General features: G+C 60.5%; 1 protein-coding gene. It reads left to right on the forward strand.

Features of this window, described 5'->3' with window-relative positions:
- Positions 1-41: 41 nt before the first annotated feature.
- A partial coding sequence (locus AC1DPX_RS35180) for an SOS response-associated peptidase (protein ID WP_477242624.1) occupies positions 42-392 on the forward strand: 351 nt, incomplete at its 3' end.

Below are 392 nucleotides of genomic sequence, written 5' to 3' on the forward strand. Positions count from 1 at the left end.
CCGCGCCGGCCTTCCGGGATGCCTTCAAGTCGAAACGATGCTTGATCCCGGCTGACGGCTTCTTTGAGTGGACGATCTCGCCGGCCGACGGCAAGAAGGATCCGTGGCACATCTATCTGCCCGGYCACGCGCCTTTTTCGTTCGCCGGGCTYTGGGCGCACAACTCCAACCTCGACATAACCAGTTGCACCATCATCACCGAGCCYGCAGGCGAGCCGATGAGGAACCTGCACGACCGGCAGCCGCTCATTCTSGACCAAGCCTACTATGACGCCTGGCTCKATCCGGCGACGCCGAAGGAATACCTGAAAGACATTCTCAGCCACGACATCGACGGCCAGCTGCAATTCAACCGTGTCGGCCGCGACGTCAATTCGACCGTGATCAACAAG

This window comes from Mesorhizobium sp. 01N446 (assembly GCF_056399285.1).